Genomic DNA, 22,785 nt, shown 5'->3' with positions numbered 1-22,785 from the left:
GATAAGACAACCGGAACGTATCCTGGTATCAATGCGATAGCGTCTTTTCATATGTCAGGCGGTACTATTCTGGGGAGCGGAACAATATTTGGGGATCCAGGACTTGTAGTTTCTGTGACCGGCGGCAACATTGGGGGCTATTACAATGCTGATACAATTGATAGCCGCGCCAAGACAGAACTGGTGTTTTTCGATAAAGATGGAGGTTTTTTGAAGAATGCACAGGTCACTGTTACGGAAGGCAGCGGGGACAATGCGCATACCTGGACAGCCCTGACCGATGCTAACGGTATGATTACCACCTATCTGGCTAACACGACGGAATCTATTACTGTCAAGGTGGGTGATGATGAAGCCGAAAAGCAGATCTCTATTTCAAACGGTCAAGGTATCGTGGGCGCGGAGTGTACTTGTGGAACAACAGGAACACTTGCCATGCTTACCCCGTCCCAGGATCTTGAAGTGATACGAAACGAAGCTACGCTGAAGCTGTCCGCCCAGAGGAGCGGCTGCGTGCTGCCGGAAGGCTTCCACGGGGACTATGAGGACATCTCCTATGAAGTGGTTTCCGTGACCGTGGGCGAGACGCCGGTGGAGGGAGAACTCTCCGCATATGCATCCATTTCTGTCGATACCCTTACGGTCAACCGCGTGGAGGGCGTCACGGACTATACTGTTCAGGTACAGGCTGAATATGGCCCGGAGGGGAGCAAAAAAACCAGCGAACCGATTGACATCAATGTATCCGTCTATCAGTCGGAGGCACAAGAAGGCGAACTGGACATCTACAAGGGCACTATCACCGTCACCGCCGGTTCAGACGGCGGAACCATCTATACTCAGGACGGAGAAACGGTAAAGGAGGCTGCTTCCGGTGAAGAAGTTACCATTACCGGCAGCAGTACCAGTAACCAGATCCTGGTGCAGAGCGGCAACCCGACGATCCGGCTGAAAAATGTCAGCCTGACGAACGCTTCCGACAGCCCTTTCAGGGTGAGCGGCACCGCCATTGCCACATTGATCCTTGAAGGCAACAACGCCCTCAAGTCGACAAATACCAATTATGCCGCCCTTGAGATTGGGCAAAACAGTACCGTCAACATCCAGGTCCCGGAGGGCCAACCTGACAGCTATGGTACCCTGAACGCCACAGGCGGCAATGAATCCGCAGGTATTGGCGGATCTAAAACAGTTCATGCCGGAACGGTCAATATCAAGTCGGGTACCATTGTTGCAAAGGGTGGTGCATATGCCTCCGGCATTGGGCCTGGCAGGTATAATGTTACCATGCAAGCGATCCATATTTCTGGCGGCCATATCACCAACATCCCCGGAAACACGGGCGGGAATTATAACCACTCCCTTGGTGAGGGACATGGGAAAATAACCAACGCCATCACCATTTCCGGCGGCTACCTTGACACCAACGGTGTGCGCGGAACGAATGTTGCGATTTCCGGCGGCACCATCGTCATGAGCAAGAATCCCGGCCTTGAGTATACAAGTCTGTCCATTACCGGCGGCAATATTTGTGACAATGCGACTTATTCGATTCCTGATCGCACCCGGACAGAGCTGGTGTTCTTCAATCAGGCTGGCGAATTTCAAAAGGATACAGAAGTCACTGTCACGGAAGGTGAACATACCTGGTCCGCCCGGACCGATGCCAATGGCATAATTACCACCTATCTGGCCAACGGCACAACATCCATCAGCGCCACAGTAGGCGAAGCAACCTATAACAATGTTGCTATCACCAACGGCCAGGGCGTTGTGGGCGCGGAGTGTACCTGCGCAGCCAATCCCGGTGCCCTGACCATGAACACAAAACCCCAGGCCCTGACCGCCATCAACGGCTCGGCCACACTGGGGTTGGATGCCTCTTACACCAAGGGCACCTGCGTACTGCCGGACGGCTTCCACGGTGACTACGAGAACATCTCCTATGAGATCACCCAAGTGGTCAAGAATGGCCAGTACATGGTGGAGAACCAGTATGCCAAGATCGAGGGCAATACCCTCACCGTCTACGGCGAAACCAACCAGGAGTCCTATACCGTCTATGTCCGGGCAAAGTCCGGGCCCAATGATGTGGTGAAAAGTTCTGAGATCGCCATCACCGTAAACACCCATGTGTCCGGTGCCGGTGAAAATGAGCTGGACATCACCGAGGGTTCTATTACCATTACCAGCAGTGGTTATAAGCAGGGAAACAGCCCTGAGGTTTCGTGGGGCGCTGGGGATCACGCTCTGACCATTACCGGCAGCAGTACCAGTAGCCAGATCCTAGTGCAGAGCGGCAACCCGACGATCCGGCTGAAAAATGTCAGCCTGACGAACGCTTCCGGAAGCCCCATCTCTGTGAGCAGTAATGCCGTTGCCACGGTGGTTCTGGAGGGCAATAATACCCTCAAGTCGGCAAATACCAATTATGCCGCCCTTGAGATTGGGCAAAACAGTACCGTCAACATCCAGGTCCCGGAGGGCCAACCTGACAGCTATGGTACCCTGAACGCCACAGGCGGCAATGAATCCGCAGGTATTGGCGGATCTAAAACAGTTCATGCCGGAACGGTCAATATCAAGTCGGGTACCATTGTTGCAAAGGGTGGTGCATATGCCTCCGGCATTGGGCCTGGCAGATACAATGTTACCATGCAGGCGATCCATATTTCTGGCGGCCATATTACCAATATTCCCGGAAACACGGGAGGGAATTATAACCATTCTCTGGGTGAGGGGCATGGAGATATAACCAACGCCATCACCATTTCCGGCGGTTATATCGATACCAACGGTGTGCGCGGAAAGAATGTGACGATTTCCGGCGGCACGATTGTGGCGAGCAAAACACCCGCCTTTGAAGCGACTACCCTGTCTATCACCGGCGGCAACATTGGAGACAACTATTCGGGGACTATTGCAGGCCGTGAACTGACCAAGCTGTATTTCGTGGAGGAGGACGGCACACCCAAGGCCAATATGGAGGTCACAGTCGCAGAGGGTGAAAACGAATGGACTGCCCTCACCGATGAAAATGGCGTCATCACCACCTATCTGGCCAGCGATACGAAAAACATTACAGTCAGCTATGAGAGCCAGAGCAATGTTTCCGTGACCATTCCTGAAAGCCACCTGGCCCTCATCGGCGGCAGCTGTTCTTGCAGCGCCGTTAGCGGCATCACATGGGAGACCGGCCTGCCGGAGAGTATCACCCTTCACAATCTGGAGGATGAAACCCATCAGCCGGTAAGCATGAACTACGACGTGCCCGCTGCCCAGCTGGTTACCGACAGCCCCTGTGGTATGCCTATCCACCCCGAGCTGCCGGTCATTACCTATGATCTGAGCGCGGTCAAAGATGGAAACCCGGTGGGAGAGGATGTGCTGGATCAATACGCAAAATTCTCCGACTACCACCTGACCCTTCTGCCGGGCAACGCCCCCTACACCGTAACCCTGACGGCAACGGCTGACGGCAAGACTGTTTCCGCCAGCATAGAGGTAGAGAAGGGCGACGCCGGCAGCGGCAACGCTGAGATTTCCACCATCAACCTCTCGCTGGGAAATGCGACGATTTCCTATCACGAGAGTGACAACACCTACTCCTACGCTCAGGGCGGGAACGAATCTACACTGACGACTTCCGGCACCTTCCTGATCACTGGCTTTGCCCCCAACGGCAGCGTCACCGTCGAGGGCGGCAGCCCCACCCTCATCATCAACCAGAACGACCCCAATGACGAGTGGAACATCTCCACGGACGCAGCCACTCTGAATATCCGTACGATCAATGGTACCGTCAACTTTGGCAGCTCCAGTACCCCGGATGCGGCCAGAGGAGTCCTGACCAGTGAGAAGATTAAGCTGAACCCTGAGACCGAGGCAGGTATTACTGTCACTCAAAGCGGAAGCATTACCCAGGGCAACTACACCATTACCGGCGTGGGAAACCGCACCCTGGCGGTCTATGGTGCAAACCTGAGCGAAGAATCCACCATCACAAACAACTCAAGCAATGCGGTCACTGTGGATGTGAACGACAATGTGACCCAGCTGTCTTCCGGCGGCAGCATCACCATTCCTCAGGCTCAGCATATTTTCAGCGGAAACGAAGGAAATAATAATACCCGCGGCTACATCTACGACGACGGCACCAAATTGGTCTACGCCGGCAAGGGTACGGCCAGCGGGCCTGTACGGTCAGCGTGGAACGAGGAGCCCTTGCTGACATACCGCAGCACCGTCACTCAGGTGGCCTTTGATCCGAACATTACTGTGATTTCCGGAAGCGTTATCTATCTGCTCTCGGGCATTGAAAGGTTGGAGGTCAAATATGCCACCGCCGTTGACGGGCTCTACAACGCCCGTATCAAGAGTCTTTGGCTTGGGAAGCAGGTAACGGCTTTCACCACCGGCAATTACCTGTTTAACTTGGAGACGATCGAGGTTGAAGAAGGCAACACCGCTTTTCTGAGCTACGATGGGGTGCTTTACACTTCCGATGGCACGACACTGCTCCAATGTCCCACAAAGAAAACCGGCAGTCATACCCTGTTGGACACTTGCGAGACCATCTCCAGCGCCGCGTTTTCCAGTTCCCGCCTGTCCAGTTTGACCCTGAACGCCAACCTCGCGGTGATCGGTGGCCGCGCCTTTGAAGATGCGGCATTCCAGGAGATCCATGTGGCAGCAGGCAGCACAGCTTTCAAGTCGGTAGATGGGGCGCTCTACACTGCCGACGGTAAGACCCTGATCCTGTGCCCGATGGGCAGAGAGGCTGCGCTGGTGATTCCCGAGGGCGTGACCGCCATGTCGCCTATGGCTGTCTACAATACCAAAAAGTTGACCAGCATCACCCTGCCCTCCACCCTGAAGAGCGTGGACACTTATTTCCTGGCAGCGGCGCCCATAGAGGAAATGACCGTTCATGGTATGCTGAACCAGGCCGATACCGGCTACGACAACGGAGTACATAAATTTTTTGACTCTCAGGTTCTGCGCAGCCTGACGGTACCTGACGGATACGACTTTGCCAACAGCAATCTGTTCACAAATACTTCTATGAACTGGGTTACTGAAATCACCATCACCGGTGGGGAGGATGTCTCCTATGACGGCACGGATCATGGTATCAATGTGATCGGACCCGAAGGAGCAACGGTAAAATACAGCACGGACGGGGAAACCTGGCTGGAGACAAGCCCCGCATGCAAGAATCCCGGCAACTACACGGTGTACTGGCAGCTGACCTATGAGGGCGGAACAGTGTACAGCCAGGCTGACTTTACCATCACCGCCCTGGAGGCCGATGAGAGTTGGTTTATCCTCAGCGAGCCGGTGAATGAGGGCAGCACGGAAGGCGTCACCCCCGTCACCCTGAACCAGCCCGCCGCCGCGCCTTCTCTGGAGGACGGCTACACGGTGAAGTATGGGGAAAGCACCGATGTTCCCACCGCAGCGGGCAGCTACCTGGTCACCGTGGAGATCACCAAGGAGGGCTACGCCAACGAGGCCCTGACCCTGGGGTACTACACCATCCTTTCGGCAGAGGATTCCAGCAAGAAGGTACTCTCCTTTGTAACCAATGGCGGCACGACCATTGAGCCTATCATTGAGACAGCAGAAGCATCTGTTACCAAACCCGCCGATCCCACCCGCACCGGCTACACCTTTGAAGGCTGGTATTCCGATGCAGCCCTGCGTACCAAGGTGGAGTCTTTCCCCGCCACGATGCCCAGCGAAAACGCCACCTACTACGCCAAATGGGTTCGGGAGAGCTACACCATCACCTATAACATTGGCGAAGGCGCTGAGGACCCGGGCAACCCTGTCAGCTACCATGTGGAGACGCCCACCTTCACCCTGATCGCTCCCACCAAGCCCGGTTACGAGTTTACCGGCTGGACCTGGGACGGACAGACCGAACCCCAGACAGTCGTTACCGTGTCCAAGGGCAGCACCGGCGCTAGAGCGTACACAGCCCATTGGGAGATGATCACCTACACCATTACCTATCCCAATTCCTACGATCAGGTCGAGGGCAACCCCATCAGCTATACGGTTGATGATACCGGCAATGAGGCCATCCCCCTGACTGCACCTATGCGTGAGGGCTACACCTTCGCTGGCTGGACTATGGTGGTGGACGGCGTGTCCTATCTGCTGCCTGCCACAGGGGCGGAGATCTCCCAGGGCACTCTGGGCGATATCACCCTCACCGGCATCTGGATGGTAGATGAGCAAGTACTGACCCTTGATGCCAACGGCGGCAAGTTCAGCGATGGCAGCGAATTTATGACCATTACCGCGGATTATGCCAGCAGCATCAACCTCAGCGATATTACGCCCATTCGTGGCGGCTATCAATTCGCCGGCTGGTACACAGACGAGGCGTGTACCACGCCTTTCACCGGCGGAACCATGCCCCTCACAACGACGATTTATGCCAAGTGGAATCGCATTTATAGCGGCTCTACCCGACACTCTATTTCTGCCGCCGGAACGGAAAACGGAACGGTAACCATCAGCCACAGAAATGCAGTTAAGGGTACTACGGTCACCGTGACGGTTACACCGGACGACGGCTATGTACTGAACAGCCTTGTTGTTGTCGGGACAGATGGCAATGCCCTGCAGCTCCATGACCTGGGCAAGGGTGTTTACACCTTCAAGATGCCCGGGAGCAAGGTGACGGTCACCGCCTCTTTTGAAAAGAGTACAGAGACGCCGACCGGTCCCTTTGTGGATGTCAGCACCGATGCCTACTACTACGACGCGGTACTATGGGCTGTGGAAAACGGCATCACCAACGGCACCAATGCCGCCGGTACCACCTTCAGCCCCGACGTGGCGGTTTCCCGGGCTCAGATGGTCACCTTCCTGTGGCGGGCCTACGGCGCGCCCAAGGCTGACGGCATCAACCCCTTCACCGATGTGAGCGTGGACGACTACTATTACGACGCGGTGCTGTGGGCTGTGGCCAACGGTGTGACCAACGGCACCAGCGCCACCACCTTCAGCCCCGATATGGATGTGACCCGGGCCCAGGCCGTCACCTTCCAGTGGCGGGCGGCAGGCGCTTCCGCGGCGTCCGGCAGCAGCTTTAACGACGTGGCCGCCGACGCCTGGTATGCCGATGCTGTGACCTGGGCTGTGGCCAACGAGATCACCAACGGCACCGGCGGCAACAAGTTCAGCCCCGACGTGGTTGTAACCCGCGCCCAGGCCGTGACCTTCCTGTATCGGGAGCTGGCATGAAACCGATCTTGCGATTTTCAAAATCAGCAGGAGAAACGAGCATCATATAAGCGTGTTTCGTCAGCAGAAACCCGGATAGCACTAAAGCGAAGTCCCGCAGAGGTTCAAACCTCTGCGGGACTTCGCTTTGATGTCAGGAAAATAAAAAACCCGTTTCTTTTCAGAAACGAGTTTTCTATTTCACCCTCCGGTGATGGTGGAGATAAGCGGGATCGAACCGCTGACCTCTTGAATGCCATTCAAGCGCTCTCCCAGCTGAGCTATACCCCCATATTTACTTGTGGTCAACCGAACGAATTGTATTTTAGCATGTCCGGCCGCCGTTGTCAACAACTTTTTCATTTTTTCTCCCAGACGTCAGATGCGGGCATAAAAAGGACGCGCTGCCAATGATGGCAGCGCGTCCTTGCATGGATGAGGCGATTAGTGTTGCAGCAGCCAGACAAAACCGTAGGGATAGAGTTCCACATGGCCAATCTCATCGTAGTGTCCGCCGTAGATCAGCTCCTGGAAGGCGCCGCCCTGGTCGGCGCCGGCGGTAACGAAGTCGCCGCTGAAATTGAACAGCGCAATCAGCTTCCGGCCCTCGTACCAGCGGCCTACGCCCAACACATGGGGGTTGCCGGTGTCGAAGATCCACACATTGGCCCCGGCGTCAAAGGCGGGCTCCTCCGCACGCAGCTGCTCCAGACGGCGCAGGCCCTGGAACTGCTTGCCCTGGCGGGTCTGAGAGTCCCCACGCATGGCCGCCAAATCCCACTGGAAGGGGCCATGCTGGAGGTTGCGGGAATCGCCGGCCCGGGCGGGGTCCTCATGGTAGCTGTAGTCGTTGAGCTGGCCCACCTCGTCGCCGCTGGCCAGCATGGGCAGCCCGCTCTGGGTGAGCAGGAAGGCGTGAAGCAGCAAGTCGCAGGCCACGGCCCGCTCCAGCTTAATATGGTTTTGCTCGTAGTCGGCGGCCTCCACCCCACAGAGGGAGGCGGTGGTGCCGCACACCTTGCCGTCCCCCCGCAGCTCGCCCCGGCTGTTGCTGCCGGGGAACTTGCCGGTGGCCCAGTCGTTGAGGTACTGGCGGTGGGCGTTTTCATCGGCGCCGCAGTGCCGGTTCAGCCAGCCGTAGTCCAGATCCCAGGTCAGGCCGCTGTCGCCGTGGAGACGGTTGAGGAAGAGACCGGCGGAAGGCAGGGCCCCCTCCAGCTCGTGGCGGAGGAGGGACACGTCGCCGGTAGCCAGCGTGTGGAAGAGCAGAGCGCCGTTGTCCCGGCAGAGCAGGTGGCACTCCGGCTTGTCCTGGCTGCCGAAGTAGGCGGCCTCATCGCCGATGGGGGCCTTGCCTGTCAGCAGCACGCCGGGGCAGACCAGCTGGCAGATCAGCCGGGCCATCCGCAGCAGGCCGTGGGGCAGGCGGGACAGATCGCCCAGACGGATGGCGTCGGCACCCAGGCTTGCCAGGGTCAGCAGCTCCTCCGTCCAGATGTGGAAGGCGGCGGCGTCCTGGGGAACGTCGGCCCTCAGGGGCAGGGCTAGAAGAATCTCCTGACTCCGGCAGGCGTCGGCCAGAGTAGACAGCTCCTCCTGGCTGCCGTTACCGTTGAGGTGCAGGAAGTTCACGCCGCACTCCTTCAGGTAGGGCAGACGCTCCGCCATAGCGGAGAGGGTACCGGCAAAGGCGGCGGCGTCCGCCGACATAGCCAGCAAGTTGCGCCGGCAGTACCAGCCGGGGTCGGCCGTCCGGCCCTCGTCCTGGGCGCGCAGGGTAGTGCTGCGCGCTTCCCAGCTCTGACGCAGCAAGGTGGTCAGCTTGTCCCAGGCAGCCAGATCGCCGTGGAACTGATCCCGGTACAGCCGTGCCAGTTCGTCGCCGTATTGCTCCAGACGCAGATCAAAGGCGCTGGGAGCGGGGGACGGGGCAGCCTGGGGCACAGGAGCGGGGGCTTCCACCGGGGCTTTGGGGGCGGACAGGGACTCAGGCATCACAATGGGAGGACGGCGGCCGGGTACGGCGGGGCGTTTCCGGTACTGATCCTCCTCCAGAGCGCGGATCATGCGCCAGGTATGACAGGGTACGGTACCCTTATGATAAGTGTAATCGTTCATATGGAATCTCCTTTATCATACGGGCCTACAAAGAGGACCCGGAAGAATGCGGCGGCAGCAGGCCGGACGGGGCCTGGCCAACAGATAATACTATAGCACGCCCGCCTCTGATCTTCAACCTGACAGACCTATTTTTCCCTGTAATTACCACCAAAAAACGGGGGCGGAGCGGAGAAAGGGATTGTATTTTTATGCCCGACGTGGTAGTTTGATGAGAAGAACGTTTATCAGAGGGAAAGGGGGACGGCGGGAATGCCGATGCTGGAGGAATACCACAACGCCCTTCGCCTGGGTCAGAAGGAGGTCAAGGCGGCTGCCGCCCGGGGAGAGGAGACCGGTTTGCAGGTGCTGCCCGGCGACCCGGAGGAGCTGGCCATGCGCCGGGAGAGCCTGGGGGTAGTGGAGGTGCCCAGCGAGCTGATCGTGGGTACCTGCAACGACCTGCGCAAGAGCAGCTTTTCGCCGGGCTTCTATCCGGTGTTGGAGGCGGACAGCGAATTTGCCGGCAAGTGGGTCTCTCTCTGCCAGGCCCATCTGAACGAGGGCATCCGGGACCCCATCAAGGCGGTGGAGTATCTCAACCGCTTTTATGTGGTGGAGGGACATAAACGGGTGAGCGTGCTGAAGTATTTCGGGGCCATTACCATCCCTGCTACCGTCACCCGACTGCTGCCCCGGCCCTCCGACGATCCGGAGATCACGGCCTATTATGAGTTTTTGAATTTCTATCAGATGACCGGCCTGAATTTCCTGGTGTTCCGGCGGCCGGGCGAGTACCGGGAGCTGCTGGAGGCGATGGGGCGGCCCGGGCGTGAGGCCTGGAGCGCCGAGGAGATCCACAATTTCCGATCCTTCTATTACATGTTCCGGGACGCCTGCCTGCGGGAGAACGCCGACCAGCAATATATCTCCCTGGCTTTTCTGGTATATGTGAAGCTCTTTGGTTATCAGGCCAGCCGGAGCAAGCTGTCCACCCAGATCGCCAAAGAATTGCCCATGATCCGGCAGGAGGTGCGAAACCGTCTGGAGAACGCCGGGGTGACCCTGATGCTGGAGGATACGGTGAAAAAGCCGCTGTTTACCTTCCCGGTGACCGAGCGGCTGTGCGCCGCCTTCATCCACGCCGGCAGCAGCGAGACCTCCAAATGGGTCTACGAGCATGAGTGCGGGCGCTACCTGCTGGAGGACACCATGCACGATCAGGTGTATACCCTCTCCTACGAAAACGTATTGACCGATGAGGCTGCGGAGGAGGCCATCAACGACGCGGTGGACAAGGGGGCCGACCTGATCTTTACCACCGATCCGTCCCTGCTGCTGCCCAGTGTGAAGCAGGCGGTGCGCCACCCGGAGGTGAAGTTCTTCAACTGCTCCCTCAACAACTCCTATCCTTCGGTACGCACCTATTACCCCCGGATGTATGAGGCCAAGTTCATCAAGGGGGCCATTGCCGGCACCCTGTCCCGCAGCGGTTGGATCGGCTATGTGGCCGACTACCCTACCTTCGGCACCATCGCCAGCATCAACGCCTTCGCCCAGGGCGCCCGGCTGGTCAACGCCAACGCCAGGGTGCTGCTGTCCTGGGACAGCCTGAAGGAGGGCGGCGGTGTGGAAAGCCTGCGGGCCAAAGGCATCGTATACATCGACTACCTGGACCGGCTGGCTGCCAACGCGGGGCCCCGGTCCCGGGAACTGCACAACCTGGCCCTCATCCACTGCGACTGGGGGCGGTTCTACCAGAGCCTGGTGCGCCGCGTGCTGGACGGCAGCTGGAAGCGGGAGAGCCGGGGCAGCAGCGCCATCAGCTACTGGTGGGGGATCGACCAGAAAACGGTGGATGTGATCTGCTCCCGCCGACTGCCCGCCGGCACCCGGCGGCTGGCCGGTGTGCTGCGGGACGCCATCCGCGCCGAGCGGCTGGACCCCTTTTACGGGGTGCTGATGAATCAGCGGGGCCATGTGGTCTATGGAGAGGACGCCCCCCTGCCGGCAGAGCAGATTTTGTCCATGAACTGGCTGTCCACCTATGTGGAGGGGTCTATCCCAAGGCCGGAGGAACTCACCGATCAGGCCAGGGAGTGGATGCGTATCCAGGGATTTGAGGAGGCTGGGTTGACGTGAAGATCCTGGTTGTCTCCGACTACGAGTCCCCCTACCTGTGGGACTACTATACCCCGGACAAGCTGGAGGGGGTGGACCTGATCCTGTCCTGCGGGGATCTGAAATCCCACTATTTGTCCTTCCTGGCCACCTTTGCACACTGCCCGGTACTCTATGTCCACGGCAATCACGACGGGTACTATGAAAAGGACCCGCCCCTGGGCTGCCAGTGCATCGACGGGATGTACTATGAGTATCAGGGACTGCGGATCGTGGGGCTGGGCGGTTCCATGCGCTACAAGAACGGGCCCCATCAATATACCGACCTGCAAATGGGGTTTCGGGCCAAAAAGCTGACGCCCAAGCTGTTTTTCAAAAAGGGATTCGATATTCTGCTGACCCATGCGCCGGGGAAGGACATGGTGCCATGTACCGACCTGGCCCATACCGGGTTTCAGACCTTTAACCGCCTGCTGGACAAATATCAGCCCGCCCTCCACTGCCACGGCCACACTCACCTGAACTATGGCCGGAGTATCCAGCGGGAGCAGATGTACGGCAGCACCAGGGTGATCAATGGCTATGAGCGATATATCGTGGAGCTGTAACAGGGAAAAACGCGGACCCATTGGCCAAGGCATGGGTCCGGCGTTTTTTTTCTTTTTGCGGAAACTTTTTGTTGGCGGCAGCGTCTATTAAAGGGATACTCCCGTGCCTGATTGTTTCAGACGGCGGTTTTCGGCGCAAATCTTCCAAAGAAGGGCATACACTGATGCTGCCGGAAGGGAAACTTAAGGATTTATTAAGAATTTGTCATTGCTTTGTCATTGCTTACCTTATCCGGTGTGCTAGAATGACAATGAATCAGGACGCATTCAAGGAGGAGTTCAAGATGACGGATCAACAGACGCCTGTACTCGAACGGCCCGTTCAGGTTCAGACCCCGCCGCCGGCGGCGCCTTCAGGCCCTCGGAAAAAGAAACGCAGGAACAAGATCAAGATGATTGTAGGCCTGGTCATCACCGCGGCGGTGATCGCCGGGATCGCATTCGCCCTGTGGTATTTTGTATTCCGGGAGGATAAGACGGAACTGGGCGATGCCATGACCGATACCGTTCAGATAGGCTCCATTGAGGTGAAGGTGGAAGGCAGCGGTATGGCCAAGGCCAATAAATCGGCCACCGTAACTCCGGGTACCGGCACCATCCTGGAACTCTATGTGAAGGAAGGGGACCAGGTCACCGAGGGCCAGCCCCTCTACCGCATGGACGACACCGCCGCCCGTGAGGCGGTCAAGGCCGCCCAGGAGACGGTGGACGACTGCCAGAAACAGCTCCAGGCGGTCCATGAAAAAATCGGGGAACTGACCATCAAGGCACCCCACGCCGGCAACCTGCGTGAGGTGGCTGATCTGAAGGTGGGAGATACGGTGAATGAGGGCGATACCATCGCCACCATCGTCAACGATACCAAGCTGCGCATCTCCCTCTATTACAGCTACGCCTATGAAAACAGCATCAAGGTGGGGCAGACCGCCCAGATCTCCATCCCTTCCATCATGGACAGCCGCACCGGTACGGTGGAAAAGATCAACAAGGTCCGCTTTGTCTCCCCCGAGGGCGCTACCCACTTTGAGGTGGTCTTTGTACTGGATAATCCCGGCACCCTCACCGAGGGGATGGAGGCCTCTGCCTCCCTCACCGCTGCCGACGGTACCCCCATTTACCCCTATCAGAACGGTAAACTGGAGTTCTATGAGACTACCGTGGTAAAGGCCAAGGCCTCCGGCCCGGTGGAGAGCTTCAACCTGCTCAACTACGGCGACGTGAAGGCCGGCCAGGTGCTGGCTCAGCTGGGCGCCAAGGACTCCGATCAGGAGATCAGCACCAAGGAGGAGGCCCTGAAGGCCGCCCAGGAGAAGCTGAAAGAGGCCAATGAGGAACTGAACAAGTACAACGGCGTCTCTCCCATTGCGGGTACCGTCCTCTCCTGCAGCCTCACCGAAGGCGGGGGAGTGGAGAGCGGCCAGGGCATCAGCATTGCCGATACCTCCCAGATGACGGTGGAGATCAGCGTGGACGAGCGTAACGCCCAGTATGTCAAGGTGGGCATGATGGTGAATCTGGACCAGTACGGCACCCCCTATATGGGCGTGGTGCAGAGCGTCTCCCTCACCGCCTCCGGCGAAAACGGCGTGGCCTCCATCCCCGCTGTGGTCAAGGTGGACAACTTTGACGGTTCCATGATCCCCGGTACTTACGTCAGCTACTCCTTTGTGGCCAGCCAGTCGGACAACTGCCTCACTGTGCCGGTGGCAGCCGTCAAGTACGTCAGCTTCAATAATGTGAAGCTGCCCGACAGTATGGATGCGCCCCCTGCCGAGACCGGCGGCGAGGACGGCACCATTGACGGTGAGACCCTGCCCGATGATGGCGCCATGATTGACGGTGAGATCCTGCCCGATGACGGCGGCGATATGATCATAGACGGAGATATGTCTATCAGCGGCGGCGCGGTAGCAATCCCGCAGCGGTATTCCGGCGGCGGAGTCTCCGCTCGCAAGCTGGGCGTAGTGGTCATGCCCGCCCCCGGCGGTTCCGTGGGCGGCGGCATGAGCGGCGGTATGAGCGGCAGCTCTTCCGATGGAGAGACCGGCACCATCGTCTTTGTCAAGTCCAAGGAAGCCCCCGCCAACGCCATTCTGGAACCCGATCCCGCCTGGGAATGCCCCGAGGGCTTCTGGGCTGTGCCGGTGGAGATCGGCCTGGCCGACACCACCCGGGTGGAGATCAAACGTGGCCTGAACGAAGGCGACGAGGTATTCATCGGCTACGCCACCCAGAGCGCCGACAGTTGGGGTGGCTGATATGCTCATTGATGTGAAAAACCTCTTCAAGATCTACCATGAGGGGGAGGAGAGCGAGGTCCGGGCTTTGGACGGCGTCAGCCTTTCCATCGACCGGGGGGAGTTTGTGGCCATTATCGGCCAGTCCGGTTCCGGCAAGTCCACCCTGATGAACATCCTGGGCTGCCTGGATATCCCCACCTACGGGGACTACCACCTGGACGGGGTGGACGTGACCGAGCTGACCGATAAGCAGCTGGCCCACATCCGCAACAAGCAGATCGGCTTTATCTTCCAGGGCTTCAACCTGATCCCCGCCCTCAACGCCTGGGAGAACGTGGAACTGCCCCTGATCTATCAGGGGGTGCCGGCTTCCAAACGGTGGGATCGGGTGGAGGCCGCCCTGGAGCGGGTGGGGCTGGCCGACCGGGCCGAACACAAGCCCACCGAGATGTCGGGCGGCCAGCAGCAGCGGGTAGCCATCGCACGGGCTATCGCCACCCAGCCCCCTATCATCATGGCCGACGAGCCCACCGGCGCCCTGGACTCCCGCACCGGCAAGCATGTGCTGGAGATCCTTCACGGACTCCACGACGAGGGCTCCACCATTATTCTCATTACCCACGACAACGGCATCGCGTCCACCGCCCAGCGGGTGGTGCGCATTTCCGACGGCCATATCATCTATGATGGAAACAGAGAGGGGGCCTTCGCATGAATTTGAGCCAGGCGTTCAAAATCGCCATCAAGTCCATCGCGGCCAAGAAGGCCCGCTCTGCCCTCACCATGCTGGGCGTTATCATCGGCCTGGCCGCCGTTATCATCCTGGTGTCCTATGCCCAGGGTCAGAACCAGCAGATGCGTGCCTTCTACGAGAGCCTGGGCACCAACATCATCAACATCAACGCCAGCAGTTGGAACAGCGAAAAGGTGTCCGACCAGCTGTACGACTACTGCATGGAACTGGACGAGTATGTGCTGGGCGTCACCCCGGTGGTGCAGATGTACAACCAGACGGTCATCAAGTACGGCGCAAAGACCCTGGACAATTACGAGACGCCCTGGGAGGAGTCACCCCAGGTGGTCATGGGCAACCAGCAGTTTTCCCTGTGCAACAATTTTACGCTGGCCAAGGGCAGGGACATCGCCTATCTGGATGTGAAAAACTACAACCAGGTGTGCGTGCTGGGGTCCAAGATGGCGGACGCCCTCTTCAACTACATGAATCCGGTGGGCCAGACCATCACCATCAACAACATCCCCTTTGAGGTCATTGGGGTCTATCAGGAGAAGGACCCCAATAATATGACCGGCATGGATCGCTACATCGTGCTGCCCTACTCCATGAACCGGGTGCTGAATGGCCGAACCAGCATGGACACATTTGTGGCCAAGGCCAGGGACGCTGATTCCACCACCCGGGCCATCACCTTGCTGAAAGGATTTCTGCAGGGTGTGATCGACCCCAACAGCGGGTATTACAGCGTTACCACCCCCAACCAGATGCAGGAGCAGGGGGCGGAACAGGATAAGATGCAGCAGCGATTTTTGGGCGGTATCGCCGCCATCTCCCTGGCGGTAGGCGGTATCGGCATCATGAACATCATGCTGGTCACCGTCACCGAGCGCACCCGGGAGATCGGCATCCGCAAGGCCATCGGCGCCGAGCGCAAGAGCATCATTGCCCAGTTTTTGATCGAGGCCTGTATGATCTGCGGCATCGGCGGCATCTTCGGCATTGCCGCAGGCTATATCGGCACGCTGATCGTGGGGAAAATATCCTTCCACACCATATTGATACCCAACGCCGGGATAACGGTGGGCGCCTTCTTCATCTCCGTTGCCCTGGGCGTGGCCTTTGGCCTCTATCCTGCCATCAAGGCCTCCGGCCTCCAGCCGGTGGATGCCCTGCGGGCAGATTAAAGGAGCGTGAGCGTATGAAAGTGAGAAAATGGCTTTCCACCCTGTTGGCGGCGGCTCTGCTGGTGGGCATGATGGTTCTGCCCCCTGCCTCCGCGGCCGGCAATTCGGCCTTTACCGACATTACCGATCCCGCCCAGGCCAACGCCGCAGAGATGCTGCGGCTTTTGGGCGTTGTCAACGGCACCGGCGGCGGCGCCTTCCGGCCCCAGGGCACCCTGACCCGGGGCGAGTTCTGTAAGATGACGGTGGAGATCATGGGCCGGGGGGATGAGGAACCCGCCCAGCGCAGCCGCACCATCTTCACCGATGTGGGTTCCACCCACTGGGCCAGAGGCTACATCAACCTGGCCGCCTCCATCACCGTGGGCGGCTCCTCCGGCTCCGGCGGAGAGGGCGCCGCGGCAGGTACCCGTCTGATCATGGGCGTGGGGGACGGCTCCTTCCAACCTGACCGGGTCATTACCTGCGGCGAGGCGGTCACCATCCTCATGCGGGTACTGGCCTACGGCGACAGCGATGTGGCCGGCGGCCTCAACTGGTACGACGGCTATATGGGGCTGGCCCACTCCGCCGGGCTGCTGGACGGGCTGACCCTGACCGGGGCTTCCACCATCTCCCGGGGCCAGGCCGCCATCCTGTTCTACAATCTGCTCTTTGCCAAGACCAAGGGCAGCGACAGTCTCTACCTCACCGGCCTGGGCTGCCGGGTGGAGGACGGCGGCATCCTGCTGGATGTGAACGCCTCTCTGGCCGGGTCCAACAGCGCGGTCAAGACCAGCACCGGCACCTACAAGACCGACCGGACGGGTATGGACGAGAGCATGGAGGGCATGCAGGGCGACGTGGTGCTGGACAAGAACGACAAGCTGCTGGCCTTCCAGCCCAAGGAGAATATTACCAGCCGGGCGGTCAACGTGGCTGAGTGGGCTTACAACGAGGTGCGGCTCACCGGCGGTGAGACCCTGGAACTGGATCCCCAGAGCGACGTCTATCAGGACGGGGAGAAAAAGACCTACGAGCAGCTCTGGCAGGATCTGAAGCCGGGCACCCCTGCCACCTTCTATTATACGGCGGAGGGTAAGGTGGACTATGTGTTCCTCCGCTCCGCCTCCGCCTCCGACACCGCTATGGTGGCCCGGAGCAAGCCCTCCGGCAATCCCTTCACCGCTCTGGCCGGCGGGGAGAGCAACTATCAGATCTACAAGAACGGCATGCCCGCCACCGTCAATGATATCCGCCAGTATGACGTGGCCACCTATGACAGCGGAGCCAAGGTGATGAATATCTCCGACCTGCGGCTCACCGGTATGTATGAAAATGTCTATCCCAACACCGATACCCCGGCCACCATTTGGGTCATGGGGGTGAAACTGCAGGTGCTGCCCTGCGCCACAGAGGATCTGCGGAACTTCAAGATCGGGGATACCCTGACCGTGCTGCTGACCAGCGACGGCAAGGTGGCCGGTGCGGTCACCACCGCCGCCGCCAAGAGCAACGCCGTGGGCTATGTAGAAAGCATTGATGAAGAGGGCAAGGCTACCGTACAGCTGCTGAACAGCGTACTGGGCAAAGTGGAGGGGCAGACTTCTTACCGGAAAGACAGCGCCACCAAAATGATGGGCGAGCTGGTCACGGTCTCCTCCTATAAACTGGGCCAGATCACCCTGACCCGCCTCACCGGCGGCTCCTCCGGCTCCGTCACCGGCAAGCTGGATGTGGTGGGGCGCACCCTGGGGGGTACGGCCCTGGCCGACAACGTGGCGGTGTACGAGAAGGTGGGCACCAGTAAGCTCCAGCCCATCAAGTACAGCCAGATTACCTGTACCAGCGTGCCTGCCTCCAAGATCCTGTACGCCGGCAAGGACTATGCCGGCCGATACAATGTGCTGGTGCTGGACGATGTAACCGGCGATCTGTACACCTACGGCTTTATGAGCAAGGGCAGCATGGAGACCTCCTCCAGCATGGGCCCCATTGTCAATTCCACTGTGATCGTGACTACCACAGGTGAAGGTGAAGGAACCAAACTGGAATTGGTGGGCGGGGTGGATGTGCCCCGCGATGCGGTGGGCGGCATCGTCGCCTCTCTAAACACACTGGAAGGAAAGAACAAGGTTGCCGGCCATGTGTTCCTGAAGGAACTGGACGGCGTCCGCCGCAGCGCCTTTGACATGAAGGCCAAGACGGTGACCACCACCGACATGGTGCTGCCCATTTCGGACAATGTGGTGTGCTACAACAAGACCACCAAACAGTGGTTTACCGATGAGGACCCCATGACCAACCTGAACCAGGCCCGGGCCTTCTCCGACAACATGACCCTCTACTACGACCGCGCGCCGGAGGACGGCGGCAAGGTTCGCATGGTAGTGGTGCAGTAACAGTAAAAAATCCGCCCCCGCTTCAAGCGGGGGCGGATTTTTTGATACAGAAATCAGCCCTTCAGGCTCTCGGCCCAGACGGCATATTTGGCTACCTTCTCGTCAGACTCGGCCTTGGTGGCGCCGTGGGCCAGGATATAGACCTTGACCTTGGGTTCGGTGCCGGAGGGCCGGACGATGAGGCTGGTGCCGTCGGCCATCTCGTAGCGCAGCACGTTGGAGCCGGAAAGCTCCATGGTGGTCTTAACGCCGTCGGAGACGTTGACTACCGAGCCGTCCTTGTAGTCCTTCTGCTGCTTCACCGCCACGCCGGCGATCTCCACCGGGGGATGTTCCCGCAGACCGGCCATCAGGTCGGCCATCTTCTTCAGCCCGTCCAGACCGGGCATCACCAGATTCAGGGTCTTTTCCCCGTAGAAGCCGTACTTCTCATAGCACTTCTGGAGGGCGTCGTACAGGGTCATGCCCTGGCCGGCGTACCAGGCGGCCATCTCGGTGAGAGAGAGGGCGGCGGTGACGGCGTCCTTGTCCCGGACGTAGTCGCCCAGCATATAGCCGTAACTCTCCTCGTAGGCGAAGATCACCTTGCCCTCGCCGGCGTTCTCAAGCTTGTCCTTCTTCTCGGCCAGGAACTTGAAGCCGGTGAAGGTGTCGTAGCACTGGAGACCGTTGGTCTCGGCCACCTTGCGGGCCATCTCGGTGGTGACAATGGTTTTGAGGGCCACCGGCTTGTCCGGCATCTTGCCGGTGCGCTTCTTGGCGCCGATCAGGTAATCCAGCAGCAGCACGCCGGTCTGGTTGCCGGAGATGGTGATGTACTCGCCCTGATCGTTGCGCACCATGATGCCCACACGGTCGGCGTCCGGGTCGGAGCCCAGGATGAAGTCGGCCCCTTCCTTCTTGGCCAGATCCACCGCCAGGTAGAAGCCCTCGGGATTCTCCGGGTTGGGGGAGACCACGGTGGGGAAGTTGCCGTCGATGACCATTTGCTCGGGAACGCAGATGACATGCTTCATGCCCAGGCGGCGCAGCGCCTCGGGGATCAGCTTGTAGCCGGTGCCGTGGAAGGGGGTGTACACCATCTTGAAGGTGTCGGCCACCTTCTCCACCGCGGCCTTGTCGTTGACCTGACCCATCACGTTGGCCAGGAATTTCTCGTCGGTCTCCGCCCCCATCAGGGTGATGAGGCCGGCCTTCACCGCCTCGTCATAGTCCATACGCTGGATGGAGTCGAACAGATCCAACTCCTCCATCTTGGCGGCGATGGCGGAGGCGTGGTGGGGGGGCAGCTGAGCGCCGTCCTGCCAGTAGACCTTGTAGCCGTTGTACTCCTTGGGATTGTGGCTGGCGGTCACGTTGACGCCGGCGATGCAGTGGTACTCCCGCACGGCGAAGGACACCTCGGGGGTGGGACGCATGGCGTCAAACAGACGGACCTTGATGCCGTTGCCCGCCATGACGCAGGCGGTTTCACGGGCAAACTCGTCAGAGTGGTTGCGGCAGTCATAGCAGATGGCAACCCCCCGCTCCACCGCCTCGGGGCCCTCGGCCTTGATAACCTCGGCAAAAGCCTGGGTAGCGTGGCGGATGACGTGGATATTCATCTGGTGCAGGCCCACGCACATGGTGCCCCGCAGGCCGGCGGTACCAAACTCAAGGGGAGCAAAAAAGCGGCTTTCGATCTCCTTCTCGTCGCCGGAGATGGACTGCAATTCGGCCTTCTCCTCGGCGGTGAGCGCGGGACTGTTGAGCCACTTTTCATATACGTCACGATAAGCCATGGGAATTACCTCCATTACTTCAATTTCAGTCAAAGCATATCTCTGCGCTTGTGATTATAGCACAAACTAACCGGTATATCTACCCTGTTTTTTGGGGATTTACGCCGTAAGGTGCAAAAATTTCCTACCCTTTTACTTGTGGTACCCGGAGCCCTCCACGATCTTGAAGCAGCGATAGATCTGCTCCAGCAGCATGACCCGGGCCAGGTGGTGGGGGAAGGTCATGGGGGACATGGAGAGCCGCAGGTCTGCCATCTCCTTCAGGGAGGGGTGCATGCCGTAGGAGGAGCCGATGAGGAAGGTGAGGGTGGTTTTGCCCTGATTTGCCCACTCCTCCAGCCGGGCGGCTAGTTTCTCGCTGGAGAGAGGTTGGCCCTCCACGCACAGGGCCACCAGCGCCCCGCCCTTGGGCAGCTTGGCGGTCACCGCCGCCGCCTCCTTCTCCAGGGCGGCGTCAATCTGGGCCCGGGAGGGGTTCTGAGGCAGTCGCGCCTCGGGCAGCTCGGTGAGCTGGAGCTTGCAGTAGCCTCCCAGCCGCTTGACGTACTCCGCCGCCCCCTCTATGTAGAACTTTTCCTTCAGCTTGCCCACGCAGATGATGTGGATGGAAATTCCCTTCATACCGTATACCTCCGTCCCAACTGGCTGCGGGGAGCCACATCCAGCAGTACGTCCCGGCCGGGGATTGCCCCCATACGCTTGAGGGAATCCCCCACCACCTGTCGGGCCCGCTCCGGGGTGTTATTCTCATGGGAGAGGTGGGCCAAAATTACGGCGGAGGCCCCCGCCGCCACGGCGGAACAGGCCAGGGCCGCCCCCGCCTCGTTGGACAGGTGGCCCCGGTCGCCCAGGATGCGGTCTTTGAGGAAGTAGGGGTAGGGGCCGGAGCAAAGCCACTCCACGTCGTGGTTGGCCTCGGCCACCAGCAGGTTGGCACCCCGGATGCCCGCCTCCACCGCCGCCGTTACATGGCCCAGGTCGGTGACCACCGCCGCCTTCCGCCCACCGGCGGAGAGGGCGTAGCCGGCGCTCTCGGCGGCGTCGTGGGGGGTGGGGAAGCTCTCCACGTCAATGGAGCCGATGGAGAAGGACGCGCCGGGGGTGAAGGGGTGGAGCAGCTCCTCCAGAAAAGCGATGCGGTAGCACAGCTGCAGCCCGGTGCCCCGGCTGGCATATACCGGTATCTTCCGCTGCTTGGTCAGGGTGGTGAGGCCGGAGATATGGTCGGTATGCTCGTGGGTGATGAGTACGGCGGACAGGTCGGCAGGGTCCACCCCCAGTTCCCGCAGAGCGGTGGTGATCCGGCGGCAGGAGATGCCGGCGTCCACCAGGATGTGGGTGGCCCCGTCGCTGACCAGCAGACTGTTGCCGCTGGAGCCGCTGGCCAGGGTACACAGTTGAAGCACAAGATCGCTCCTTTCCAGAAAAAACAGGCGGGGGAGTTCCCCCGCCTGTGGATCAGTTATGGCAATTATCCCACTTGGGCCTGTTTCTCCTCGTCGGGGGTGACCACCACACGGATGTCGGCCCCCACGCCGGACAGCTTACGGACGATGTCCTCATAGCCACGCTCGATGTGGTGGATGTGTCCGATCTCAGTGGTGCCCTGGGCGGCCAGCCCGGCGATGACCATGGCCGCGCCTGCCCGCAGGTCACAGGCCTGGATGCGGGCGCCGGTAAACTTCTCCACGCCCTCGATGACGGCAATCTTGCCGTCTACCTGGATCTGAGCCCCCATGCGGCGGAACTCGTCCACATAGCGGAACCGGTTGTCCCACACGCCCTCGGTAATGACGCTGGTACCCTCCGCCAGACAGAGGACCGCGGCGATCTGAGGCTGCATATCGGTGGGGAAGCCGGGATAGGGCAGGGTCTTGACGTTGGTGCGGGTCAGCTTGCCGGTGCGGCGCACCAGCACGGCGTCGTCCCGCTCCTCCACGTCCACCCCCATCTCCAGCAGCTTGGCGGTGATGCACTCCAGATGCTTGGGGATCACGTTCTTGATGAGAACCTCGCCGCCGGCGGCAGCCACAGCGGTCATATAGGTGCCCGCCTCGATCTGGTCGGGAATGATGGAGTAGGTGCCGCCGGTGAGCCGCTCCACACCCCGGATCTTGATGACATCGGTACCGGCGCCCATGATCTCGGCCCCCATGGAATTGAGGAAGTTGGCCAGATCCACGATGTGGGGTTCCTTGGCGGCGTTTTCAATGATGGTGAGGCCGTCGGCCAGGGCGGCGGCCAGCATGATGTTCATGGTGGCGCCCACGGAAACGATATCCAGATAGATCTGGGTACCCGTCATGCGGCCTTTGGCGGTTTTGGCATGGATGTAGCCGCCCCGGACGTCCACGTTGGCCCCCATGGCCACAAAACCCTTGATGTGCTGGTCAATGGG

The 22,785-nt window shown here is 59.7% G+C and carries 12 protein-coding genes and 1 tRNA gene; 7 read left to right on the top strand and 6 right to left on the bottom strand.

Features of this window, described 5'->3' with window-relative positions; all coding sequences use genetic code 11:
- The first annotated feature begins 210 nt into the window (after nt 1–210).
- Nucleotides 211–7,260: an InlB B-repeat-containing protein gene (locus tag Q0K43_RS11020; RefSeq protein WP_297290573.1), complete on the top strand. Its 7,050-nt coding sequence runs from the start codon at nt 211–213 to the stop codon at nt 7,258–7,260.
- A 194-nt stretch (nt 7,261–7,454) separates the two neighbouring features.
- On the opposite strand, the gene Q0K43_RS11015 is transcribed toward Q0K43_RS11020, so the two are convergent.
- Together Q0K43_RS11015 and Q0K43_RS11010 are read right to left on the bottom strand one after the other, a co-directional pair.
- Nucleotides 7,455–7,530: transfer RNA gene (locus Q0K43_RS11015), tRNA-Ala, on the bottom strand.
- A gap of 153 nt (nt 7,531–7,683) precedes the next feature.
- A complete protein-coding gene (locus Q0K43_RS11010) occupies nt 7,684–9,357 on the bottom strand; it encodes a hypothetical protein (protein WP_297290572.1) in 1,674 nt (557 codons plus the stop codon).
- Nucleotides 9,358–9,609: 252 nt separating this feature from the next.
- Here Q0K43_RS11010 and Q0K43_RS11005 point away from each other — a divergent pair, with 252 nt between their 5' ends.
- The 6 genes from Q0K43_RS11005 to Q0K43_RS10980 all read left to right on the top strand — a co-directional run bounded on the left by Q0K43_RS11005 (nt 9,610) and on the right by Q0K43_RS10980 (nt 18,606).
- Entirely contained in the window at nt 9,610–11,478 is a 1,869-nt protein-coding gene (locus tag Q0K43_RS11005) for a BMP family ABC transporter substrate-binding protein (RefSeq protein ID WP_297290571.1), read from the top strand.
- Entirely contained in the window at nt 11,475–12,065 is a 591-nt protein-coding gene (locus Q0K43_RS11000) for a metallophosphoesterase family protein (RefSeq protein ID WP_297290570.1), read from the top strand. The genes Q0K43_RS11005 and Q0K43_RS11000 overlap by 4 nt, the downstream gene beginning before the upstream one ends.
- A 284-nt stretch (nt 12,066–12,349) precedes the next feature.
- Complete coding sequence (locus tag Q0K43_RS10995; RefSeq protein WP_297290569.1) at nt 12,350–14,323, top strand: efflux RND transporter periplasmic adaptor subunit; 1,974 nt, start codon at nt 12,350–12,352, stop codon at nt 14,321–14,323.
- A 1-nt stretch (nt 14,324) separates the two neighbouring features.
- Nucleotides 14,325–15,020, top strand: a complete 696-nt coding sequence (locus Q0K43_RS10990; RefSeq protein ID WP_297290568.1) for an ABC transporter ATP-binding protein — start codon at nt 14,325–14,327, stop codon at nt 15,018–15,020.
- Complete coding sequence (locus Q0K43_RS10985) at nt 15,017–16,225, top strand: ABC transporter permease (RefSeq protein ID WP_297290567.1); 1,209 nt, start codon at nt 15,017–15,019, stop codon at nt 16,223–16,225. The genes Q0K43_RS10990 and Q0K43_RS10985 overlap by 4 nt, the downstream gene beginning before the upstream one ends.
- A gap of 14 nt (nt 16,226–16,239) precedes the next feature.
- Nucleotides 16,240–18,606: an S-layer homology domain-containing protein gene (locus Q0K43_RS10980; protein ID WP_297290566.1), complete on the top strand. Its 2,367-nt coding sequence runs from the start codon at nt 16,240–16,242 to the stop codon at nt 18,604–18,606.
- Between the two features lie 53 nt (nt 18,607–18,659).
- On the opposite strand, the gene Q0K43_RS10975 is transcribed toward Q0K43_RS10980, so the two are convergent.
- The 4 genes from Q0K43_RS10975 to Q0K43_RS10960 all read right to left on the bottom strand — a co-directional run.
- On the bottom strand, nt 18,660–20,387 hold the full coding sequence (locus Q0K43_RS10975) for a phospho-sugar mutase (RefSeq protein WP_297290565.1): 1,728 nt from the start codon (nt 20,385–20,387) through the stop codon (nt 18,660–18,662).
- A 132-nt stretch (nt 20,388–20,519) separates the two neighbouring features.
- Nucleotides 20,520–21,008, bottom strand: a complete 489-nt coding sequence (gene rlmH, locus Q0K43_RS10970; RefSeq protein WP_297290564.1) for a 23S rRNA (pseudouridine(1915)-N(3))-methyltransferase RlmH — start codon at nt 21,006–21,008, stop codon at nt 20,520–20,522.
- The gene (locus Q0K43_RS10965) at nt 21,005–21,793 is read right to left on the bottom strand and encodes an MBL fold metallo-hydrolase (RefSeq protein WP_297290563.1); all 789 of its coding nucleotides are present in this window, start codon (nt 21,791–21,793) and stop codon (nt 21,005–21,007) included. The genes rlmH and Q0K43_RS10965 overlap by 4 nt, the downstream gene beginning before the upstream one ends.
- A gap of 65 nt (nt 21,794–21,858) precedes the next feature.
- Nucleotides 21,859–22,785, bottom strand: a 927-nt coding sequence (locus tag Q0K43_RS10960) for a UDP-N-acetylglucosamine 1-carboxyvinyltransferase (RefSeq protein WP_297290562.1), incomplete at its 5' end; no start/stop codon positions are given.

The organism is uncultured Flavonifractor sp., from assembly GCF_944383115.1.
Lineage (GTDB): Bacteria > Bacillota > Clostridia > Oscillospirales > Oscillospiraceae > Flavonifractor.
Note: the sequence above shows the minus strand (reverse complement) of the source record. Positions and strands in the feature narration are given on the sequence as shown.

Coding starts and splice junctions, on each gene's coding strand:
- Q0K43_RS10980 (WP_297290566.1), top strand. CDS start 16,240: ATGAAAGTGAGAAAATGGCTTTCCACCCTGTTGGCGGCGGCTCTGCTG.
- Q0K43_RS11005 (WP_297290571.1), top strand. CDS start 9,610: ATGCCGATGCTGGAGGAATACCACAACGCCCTTCGCCTGGGTCAGAAG.
- Q0K43_RS10985 (WP_297290567.1), top strand. CDS start 15,017: ATGAATTTGAGCCAGGCGTTCAAAATCGCCATCAAGTCCATCGCGGCC.
- Q0K43_RS11010 (WP_297290572.1), bottom strand. CDS start 9,357: ATGAACGATTACACTTATCATAAGGGTACCGTACCCTGTCATACCTGG.
- rlmH (WP_297290564.1), bottom strand. CDS start 21,008: ATGAAGGGAATTTCCATCCACATCATCTGCGTGGGCAAGCTGAAGGAA.
- Q0K43_RS10990 (WP_297290568.1), top strand. CDS start 14,325: ATGCTCATTGATGTGAAAAACCTCTTCAAGATCTACCATGAGGGGGAG.
- Q0K43_RS10975 (WP_297290565.1), bottom strand. CDS start 20,387: ATGGCTTATCGTGACGTATATGAAAAGTGGCTCAACAGTCCCGCGCTC.
- Q0K43_RS10995 (WP_297290569.1), top strand. CDS start 12,350: ATGACGGATCAACAGACGCCTGTACTCGAACGGCCCGTTCAGGTTCAG.